This is a genomic window from Candidatus Vagococcus giribetii, from assembly GCF_017316185.1.
Lineage (GTDB): Bacteria > Bacillota > Bacilli > Lactobacillales > Vagococcaceae > Vagococcus > Vagococcus giribetii.
Genome location: NZ_JAFLVX010000042.1, coordinates 1 through 8,671 on the forward strand (window position 1 = coordinate 1; position 8,671 = coordinate 8,671).

At 32.6% G+C, this 8,671-nt stretch carries 10 protein-coding genes; 1 reads left to right on the top strand and 9 read right to left on the bottom strand.

Going from position 1 to position 8,671, the window contains the following annotated elements; all coding sequences use genetic code 11:
- Nucleotides 1-303 precede the first annotated feature (303 nt).
- From DOK76_RS12760 to DOK76_RS12800, 9 genes are all read right to left on the bottom strand, one after another.
- Nucleotides 304-1,233 carry a minor capsid protein gene (locus DOK76_RS12760; protein WP_242542319.1) on the bottom strand — a complete coding sequence of 310 codons (930 nt, stop codon included), beginning with the start codon at nt 1,231-1,233 and terminating at the stop codon, nt 304-306.
- On the bottom strand, nt 1,220-2,923 hold the full coding sequence (locus DOK76_RS12765; RefSeq protein WP_206968365.1) for a phage portal protein: 1,704 nt from the start codon (nt 2,921-2,923) through the stop codon (nt 1,220-1,222). The genes DOK76_RS12760 and DOK76_RS12765 overlap by 14 nt, the downstream gene beginning before the upstream one ends.
- Before the next feature lie 12 nt (nt 2,924-2,935).
- The gene (locus tag DOK76_RS12770) at nt 2,936-4,354 is read right to left on the bottom strand and encodes a DEAD/DEAH box helicase family protein (RefSeq protein ID WP_370590139.1); all 1,419 of its coding nucleotides are present in this window, start codon (nt 4,352-4,354) and stop codon (nt 2,936-2,938) included.
- Nucleotides 4,347-5,114: a phage terminase small subunit gene (gene terS, locus DOK76_RS12775; RefSeq protein WP_206968369.1), complete on the bottom strand. Its 768-nt coding sequence runs from the start codon at nt 5,112-5,114 to the stop codon at nt 4,347-4,349. Before terS ends, DOK76_RS12770 begins: the two co-directional genes overlap by 8 nt.
- A gap of 94 nt (nt 5,115-5,208) precedes the next feature.
- Nucleotides 5,209-5,484 (bottom strand): hypothetical protein, encoded by a 276-nt coding sequence (locus tag DOK76_RS12780; protein WP_206968371.1) that lies wholly within the window; start codon nt 5,482-5,484, stop codon nt 5,209-5,211.
- A 217-nt stretch (nt 5,485-5,701) separates the two neighbouring features.
- Nucleotides 5,702-6,409, bottom strand: a complete 708-nt coding sequence (locus DOK76_RS12785) for a hypothetical protein (RefSeq protein WP_206968373.1) — start codon at nt 6,407-6,409, stop codon at nt 5,702-5,704.
- 29 nt (nt 6,410-6,438) lie between these two features.
- A complete protein-coding gene (locus DOK76_RS12790; RefSeq protein WP_206968376.1) occupies nt 6,439-7,023 on the bottom strand; it encodes a sigma factor-like helix-turn-helix DNA-binding protein in 585 nt (194 codons plus the stop codon).
- Nucleotides 7,024-7,114: 91 nt separating this feature from the next.
- Nucleotides 7,115-7,294, bottom strand: a complete 180-nt coding sequence (locus DOK76_RS12795) for an XtrA/YqaO family protein (RefSeq protein WP_242542318.1) — start codon at nt 7,292-7,294, stop codon at nt 7,115-7,117.
- A 105-nt stretch (nt 7,295-7,399) separates the two neighbouring features.
- Nucleotides 7,400-7,636, bottom strand: a complete 237-nt coding sequence (locus DOK76_RS12800) for a helix-turn-helix domain-containing protein (RefSeq protein WP_206968381.1) — start codon at nt 7,634-7,636, stop codon at nt 7,400-7,402.
- Between the two features lie 291 nt (nt 7,637-7,927).
- Between DOK76_RS12800 and DOK76_RS12810 the strand changes: the two genes are divergently transcribed.
- Nucleotides 7,928-8,650: a DUF4145 domain-containing protein gene (locus DOK76_RS12810; RefSeq protein WP_206968383.1), complete on the top strand. Its 723-nt coding sequence runs from the start codon at nt 7,928-7,930 to the stop codon at nt 8,648-8,650.
- Nucleotides 8,651-8,671 lie beyond the last annotated feature (21 nt).

Below are 8,671 nucleotides of genomic sequence, written 5' to 3' on the forward strand. Positions count from 1 at the left end.
ACACTTAACTTGACAAACCCGTTCTTTCTTTGAAAAACAAAAGCATTTGTTAAAAATATTTATTTGTAACCAAGATACAACTACTAATTGATTTTCTTCATTTCTATATTTAGTTATATAGTGCTTCACAACTTTCACCCCGCATAAATTTTTGGATACAAAAATAGCACCTAACTCAACCTAATGAATTACGTACTTCTAAAAAATATTCTTCATGTATTATTCATGATATTTAACAGACCATTCAGCACTGCCTCTATCAGATGAATTCTATCTAAGATGAACTTCATATTCTTTTTCGTTTTAATTTGATTTGAAAGCTATTTTTCTCTGATACTTTTCTTTAGTCGCAGGAACTAATGAACATCGACAATGAGGGTGCACTGGTGGAATCATAACTAAATTTTTCCATTGATCTAACAAATAGACTTTGTTGTTATATTCTCCACACTTGTCACAGGCATTTCGCTCTGCTATAAATCTAAAGTATTCAAATCCAGCTTCTTTCATTGCCGCAATTTGGACCATCGACTGCATTCTAGTTGTTTCTGTTATAAGTAGTCGCTTACTCCATTTATCTTTAACTCCAAACTCCTTGTTAATCTTAGCTTTTAACTTAAATGGGTGTTGACCATTAAAGATTGCTCCTTTAATTGCTACATCTAAAATATCATAGAGATTCGTTAAATCTTTACCCCAATAGCTCGAAAATTTAGTGCCCGTATAAGTTTCTCTCAATAATGCTTCTGTAGCTATTTTAATTTGTTTTTTTGGTAGTTTAAAGAGGTTTGCTTGTCTTTCTATCTCTTTCTTCTGACCGGTCGTTAGAATGTCATTCATGACTAATGTCGTCTTTTGATAACCTTCTGCTATATCTAGATTGATTTCATTAAGCAATAATTTCAATCGTGATATACGTTGTTTAGTATCATATAACCTCATATCATAATTGGCAGTATAGCTAGTGTCCTTGCTCTCAACGTACTTCCTAGCCCGTTCTTTAAAAGAGTCAACGTCAAATTGAGACACTATCTTTTGTGCTTGCTCTTCAGTGACACCATAAATATCACCAAAATCTTGGTAAAACTTATCAATACGCTTTAGAATAACTTTTTCTTGTTGCTCTAGAATTTTTCCAATCTCTTTTGATTTGTTAGTGATTCGTTTATTTATTTTATCTGCATTTTTATGTTCTCGTTTGACAAAATAGCTTAAATCTTTATTCTTGTCCATTTTCAATCACATCACTCTTATGTCTGTGACTATCAAGTAATTCCTCAACACTTGAAGTTCTATCCCCACCTATTAACAATCCTTCTTGTTCCATACGTTCTAACTCGTCATCAACAGACCCACTAAATAAAGGTGCTACATTTTCAAGAATCGTCTTTGTAGATAAATTACCCTGTAACAGTTTCATAAACTCTGCCATTTCTTTTTTATTGATTGGCATATCAAAGTTAAACATGTATTTCAAATTTAACCATTGTAAAGGCATTTCCCAAGTACTAAATAAAATCGAAAAAATACCATCAAACGCTTTTTCAAATTGCCGTTGTTTAGTTAATGCATTAGCTTGCATGTCCTTCATCATGACTTTAAGGGTCTCACCAGATACATTTTGGCCAACCTTGATATCTTTAAAATTAATTACTGCGGCTACTGTAAACATGTCTTCTTTCAAGCGATCTAAAAGTTTTTCACCTGCTTCACTTGCGCTATTTTTACTAACCATCTGAGCTGTCACTTTAGTATCTTCAATCCCATTTGACGTTTGTTTATACGTATTAAGGAGTTTGTTATCCTTCATATCTTCTTTTTGTTCAGGTTCAAGCTTCACTCCGTCAATATGAAGAATATTATCAGCTAAATACGATACATCATTAGCCGAGTCTGAAATCACTTTGTTGTAAACATTTTGAGCAGTATAAACTAATTCAACTTTCCCTACACGTTCTTCATTCTGCTTAACTTCAATGAGTGGTAAACCATCAAATTTATTAATAAAGAGTTCCTCACTCTCTAAATCGGACCGAATAATTTTTACCGAGTTACTCTCATCAGAGTCTTTCTTCTTGCTAAACAAATAGCCGATTTCTTCACTTGATTTATAAAGTTTGCCTGTAATTTCACCTGTATCGTCGTTGAAATTAGTGTATACAAAAGCGTATAAAGGTTCTTTAGTTGTATCATTAGCATAAATTAAAAAAGCCTCTTGCGGCTCCACAGTTGTCATTTTCAACTTGTTCAGTGGTAAGTTAGCAGCAATAGCTTTCTTTTTGCTTTCTCCTGTAATAGCATCTTTAAACTTTGAAAAAATGGAATGGCTATTATTTACTTCAATTTCATCAATTTGTTGCTTGTAAATTACTTGAGCCAATGGATCATCGAATAAAAAGACGTAAGAATGACCATACATTGAGCATAATTTGGCTAAATGATTGAATGTTGAACCTGCATCATTTAATCTAAGCCACAAACTAACAGCCTCATTAATATTCTTATCGTCATGTTGAAACTGTGCATCATTTCCGTTGAAGAAACCTGTTTCAGTATCAACAATGTATTTTGCAAAATTCGTTGAAATACGCTCATCTGACTTACCATCATCTTTTGCTTTCATTTTAAGAATTTGAGTAGAACCAAGATACATGTCCTCTAACCTGTCATAATAAGCAATCATTTGGCGATGTCTAGAAACTAATTCATCAATATAAGCAGCTCCCTCTTCTGAATCAATTTGTAAATTCCTATCGATATAAAAAACTTTTCTTTTTAACCCTTGAGCTATAGAAATATAATCCAGTGATTTCCCAACATTTACTCCATTTGTTCCTGGACTATTTTCCTTAGATCTCAATTCATCTGGTACTCCTTGTTCAGTGATGATTTTACCACTAAATGTTTCTAATTCTTTAGCCACTATATCACTCCTCTACCTGTAATCTCGACTAATCTCAGCTATTGCTTGAGGTGGCCTATACATTGCTAACATTAAACTATCAGCATAATCGGGTGACCTTTTACCCCTTGCTTCCAAATCATCTTTGCTTTCAAGCTTGATACGACTTTTAGAATCAAACTTAAATTTCCTATCTGATAATTCTGCTTTGAGTTCCTTAATATTGGGCAGTCTTATTAGAGCATACTCATTATTTTGAAAAAAGTTATTTGATAATAGATCAGACATATCTCCCCACAATTCAGAAACCAAGTTAACATATTGTGTCTCATTTTCCGCCTTAGCATTATTCTTAACGCCAAGAACATTTATCTTAATGCCTAAGTTTATACTTAATATTTCCACTTGTTCTGCTAACATATCGACAACACCACCACCTACACCAGTCTCATCGACTTTGATATTGACTGTTTTAATGTTCTTTAATTTATTGAGGTATTGCTTTAGCTCATGAATAACTAAACCAGTTAATTGAGTGGTTAATACTTGATTATGTTCTGAGATTCCATAAACATAATTTAAACGGGCAAAGCAAACTGTACTTCTATCTTTCCCTTTTCTAGCCACATCGACCCCAACATCTAAAATCTGATGAGCATTAACTTGAACCATATCAACTTGTTTAGTTTGTTCTAGTGCATACTCAATCAGCTCTAGAGGAATGATCGTGTCACTAGCTCCTTTAGGAAATAATCCATCTACACGAACTCTTACAACATCGCTCTCTTTACCATGCTTATTCTCAAGTGCAGCTATATTCTCTTTGTTAGTACGTTTACTATCTCTTGATGAAACAGTCATGCAGTACCAAAGATGGCTATCTGAATGAAATATATCATAAAAAGCACCTGTTGATTTAGTTGGATTACCAAGTACTAACCATTTATTATTAGCCCCTGATAAGGTTCCGTTAATCACTTCAAAAATGTTATCGGGAACACCTGAACCTTCGTCTACTATAAATAAAAGATTATTTGCGTGTATACCTTGCATGTTTTCTGGTTTGTTGGCTGTTCTGATAGCTGCAAACCATGTTTCTTCATCATCAATGATCTCAACTTTAGTTTTAAGGTATCTAATCTCGTTTTCAATCATAGAGCCTTTTAACCATTTAGCTAACTCTGACCACATAACATCAACTAATTGCTTAAGTGTTGGTGCTGTACAAAACACTTTAGCTTGATAATGACAACGTAAAAACCAAAGGATAGCAACGGAAGTCGTTCCTGTTTTACCGACTCCTTGACCTGACTTAACCGCTACTCTTTTGTTGTCCCTCAAAGCGTTTAACATTTCTTTTTGCCATTCATCTGGTTCAAATTTTAAAGCTTGTTTAGCAAAAATGATTGGATTATCTCGCCAAATTTTAGTTAACTTAGCTTTATCAGACATCTTCAATCTCTCCAAACTTTCCAGATTCAACTTCTTTCAAGGCTTCTTTCCAGGCAATATTTGAAATATTCTTCTGTGGACCTTTCAACTTATCAATCTGACCTTGCATTAATTCAAGCTTAAGTCTACGTTCGTCAGATTCATCTGCAATAGAAACGAATTGTTTAATTAAGTTACTAAGTGTTGACATAGCCCTAGATTGAGATGCCATAAATGAGGCGTGTTTATCCCAAGCATATTGAAACTGACGTGAAACTTCTGTTTTAACAGACTCGCCTGTTTCTCTATCAATCAATTTAGGATTAACCTTCACATTAACTATGTCTTCAGTGTGATCAAACTCATCTCTAACGAACATTATTTTTTGCGCTCTTATAATTGCTGAGTACTGAATCATAATATTATTCCAGATTATATCTGTAGGTGATGATGTTTGAAGCTCAGTAATCAATTCACGAGTATCATCAGGTAGATATTTTGCAAATAACCCATGACTTACTGCATTCTGATTATTCTTTGGGGCACCTCCACCAGAATTGCCTTTAGCATTTTGGTTTCCTTTCATTGAATCGTAACGCACTTTTTGATTCGGAGCGCTCCGTTTCGTTTCTCCGTCCCACTTATCTTCTGACTTCCATTTTCTAATGGTAGAAGGTGAGACTCCTAATTCTTCAGCGATATCTTTCAAAAGCTTCTCTTTATTTGATTCTATCCAAATCCTGTACGCTTCATCACGTAACGGATTTCTTTTTCTTGCCACATCATCACCACCTCACAGTCAATTGTGTTTGTTTTGTAATATTATAAGACATAATAAAAACACCCACGATTGTGAGTGTTAGATTGTTAGATTGTTAATTAAATTCATACATTTTTATAAATTCGTCGTGAGCTGGTCGCCCAGCATAAAGGTGTTTATATACTTCTTTGTATTTATTATTTTTAAACAATTCTTGGATAAAAAATTCTGCTTTATGCCAGTCTCCAGATGTATCTTTTGTCACTAATCTAAAAAATTTCTCGTATTCACTTGCAAGAATCTTTTCTTTGTTTACTATACGTTGATCAACATTATCCAGAAAATCAAAAATCGAATTTTCTTCTGATGAACTTAAATCAAAAAAATCCATAGGTACTCCTCCTCCTCTCATTAAATAACATAAAAATCATTATAACAAAACCCCTGCCAATTAAGATAGGGGACAAAGGAGTTTTTATTTCATTTTACAATTCATCACAACAAAAAGACACATAAACTTTTAAAGAATTATGTGCCAATAAATCTATTAAATAAGGAGGAGAAAGGTTTTACCCTCTCAACTATTGGTGGTTATTGTATGGCAAAAACTAATTATTAAAACCTTGAAAAAGAATTTCTCCGCTTTCAAAAATCGTTTTGCCCGCAGTCCATAAAAGGATAGCCATGATAGATAAAAATAATAAAGAATATAGCATAAGTATAAAATTATTTTTGATTGACAAGAACCTAATCGAAAAAACTAACAAAACGTAGATTAGCATTGCTATCAAAAGCGGTAACGATAAATTGATACTATACATATCTTTAACTAAAAGAATAAAACCAAACATAATTAACGCGTGGTTCACTACTAATTCAGGCATGTTTGTTTCGATAATCTTCTTTCTTTCTTGTTCTAGTTTCTGCTGCTCTATCTCAATCCTCCTAGCATCTGCTTCGTCTTGGTTATTCACCCCTACATTTATATTTTTTATTTTATTTTTTATTTTTTTTCTATATCTAAATTTTCTTTTTATAATAGCGTTGAGTTTATTTCTAAACCCCGTCATAATTTCATGAAACACCTGAATGTACTCGTTTCCTATCAAAATGAATAATTGAAAAATAAAGATAAGTAACGATATTATTAAAATAGCTAAGAAAGTAAAAAACGTTAACAAATCGTCATTCATTTTTTTATTCATTAGAATTGTATTAACTATAAATAACAAAAATACAATAACTTCAAATACACTACCATAATCCACCATAAATTCAACAAACATATCCATTTTCTTTTTAGCTTTTATTAACAAATAATCCACTCCTTTTCTATACAATCATACTAAAAAAGACTAGTTTGTGCACTATCAATTAAAGATTTATTCAATTTTTCCATACCTCTGTTCACATAACTCTGAACCGTTGACCTTGACACTCCCATGTATTCAGCTGTTTTTTGATAACTATTGCCTTTAGCCACAATTGAATTAATTGCTTCTTTTTCTCTATCTGTTAAACAGCTCATGTAATCATCTAACTTTTTTAAATCATCTTCAGTTAAATTTTCGCTTTCAAATCTAAACTTATTTACCACAATCAAATCCATATTAGGCCATAACTGAGTACGCTGATATCTTGAGCGGTTACTTATTTCACGTCTTGCTCCTGGCTCTTTAGCATCACGTAGCCATTCGATAGAATACATAGAACTCGAAACTACTCCACCTAAAATACTGATAGTTCTCTTTAATTCAATAAGTTCTTCTCTGATAGTGGATATTTCTTTCCATCTGCTTTGATTCTCGCATTCTATTTTGTATTTCAATAAATAGTCCCTATGCTTTTTAAGTTCTTCTAAACGACTTATAACGCCTTTTAAATCATTTCTATATTCTGTTTCTAATTCATCAGCATATTTCCAAGTCATGATCCATCCTCCTTATAAATAAAAAAAGAGGACACCTAACAAACGCATTACACGTTTATCAAGTATCCTCCAGTTATCTGGTCAGATAATATTAAAATTTTATTTTTCGTTTCTCTTCGACAAAAGTGACTTTCTCATCATGACAAATAATTTCAACAATGCCGAATTTGGGCAATTCAGCCATTTTTATTTGACCATTACTGATAATCACGAGCATGTTCTTCCCTTGCATCTCTTCTATCTCTTTAATAGTTGTTGATTTCAATTCCAATCTTGTCATCTCCTTGTTATAATATCATTGAGGCGATTTATTTGAGTAGCAAGAGTGATCTTGCTGCTTTTTTACTTGTTAAAAGCTACTTTATATACCTGTCTTTCACTCTTCTGACCAATCATCAATAAGATCAATTGTTTTTACTCTCAATATATAAGCAAAGCGTTGCAACACTGGAAAAGTTACCGACTTTGGTCTTTTCTTATTTTTACTATATTGTACAGAGTTATAGCCAACAAGTTTACATAACTCAATCTGTGATAGATCTCGCTCTTTTCGGTATTTTTCAATATTCTCCCAAACAACCACTTTTAAATCTCTTTCACCTTCTGGCCTCAATATAATCACCCCACCTTTTTTTATAGCTATTTTCATTTGCTAAGTTTGTAATCGACCCGTTCCCTTGAAAAATTCTCCTTCGTGGTATCTTAAATCATTACGCTTCTATTCCTTCCAAACAGAAGCGTCCTAATTCTCCTATTTTAAACCCATACCTACTTTTATCCATTCCTGATAATTAAGTTGTGACGAATCGAAGTGTTCCAATAATTCTGTTAAATCTAATTTATTATCCAGTGGTATCACCTACTTTCTTTGGTATAATTAATATAAAAAAAAGGAGTTTTTTATATGATTGAACGCTCTTTACGATTTTATGATTTGGAAAATGACAGAACAGAATCTACTACAATAAAAATTGACGAACCAAGGCAATGTAGACATTGCAAAAACACTGGAACACAGGTATTTCTTGAAGGAGTAGGTACATTAGGAAAACTTGATGAATCTCGAGGCATTTGTATTTTCGCTTGTAAATTATGTGGTTCTTCAACAGTTCATTTCATGACCTTAGGTCAGAGGGTTTTCCCAGGTGATTTTGATCAAACTAACTTTTTAACCCCTTATGACTCAGTTCCATCTAAATCAATTTCAACTGATGAATTACCAGAAGATATTAAAACAAGATATCCAGAGTTCACCAATATTTATAAACAATCTCAAAAAGCTGAAGAAAATGGACTCAATCAAATTGCTGGAATGGGTTATAGAAAAGCTTTAGAATTTTTAGTAACTGATTTTCTTATTGAACATACTCCTGAAGGAACGACAGAAGAATGGCTCAGAAATCCTAAAACAATGTTAGGTTCTAAAATAGACCGCCTTAGAAATGAAAGGTTAAAAAAATTAGCTAAGGCCTCATCGTTTATTGGCAATGATGAAACACATTACACTAGAAAACATACAGAACATGACGTTAATTCAATAAAAATGTTTATTAAAGCTCTCTTGAGCGATGTTGAAAATGAAATTATTTTAATAGAAGCTGAAACGTTGCTCAACAAACCGAAATAATTGGGTTTGTCAAGTTAAGTG

Excerpts from the sequence above, each read along its gene's own strand:
- DOK76_RS12760 (WP_242542319.1), bottom strand. The coding sequence starts at position 1,233 with ATGGACAAGAATAAAGATTTAAGCTATTTTGTCAAACGAGAACATAAA.
- DOK76_RS12770 (WP_370590139.1), bottom strand. The coding sequence starts at position 4,354 with ATGTCTGATAAAGCTAAGTTAACTAAAATTTGGCGAGATAATCCAATC.
- DOK76_RS12780 (WP_206968371.1), bottom strand. The coding sequence starts at position 5,484 with ATGGATTTTTTTGATTTAAGTTCATCAGAAGAAAATTCGATTTTTGAT.
- DOK76_RS12790 (WP_206968376.1), bottom strand. The coding sequence starts at position 7,023 with ATGACTTGGAAATATGCTGATGAATTAGAAACAGAATATAGAAATGAT.
- DOK76_RS12810 (WP_206968383.1), top strand. The coding sequence starts at position 7,928 with ATGATTGAACGCTCTTTACGATTTTATGATTTGGAAAATGACAGAACA.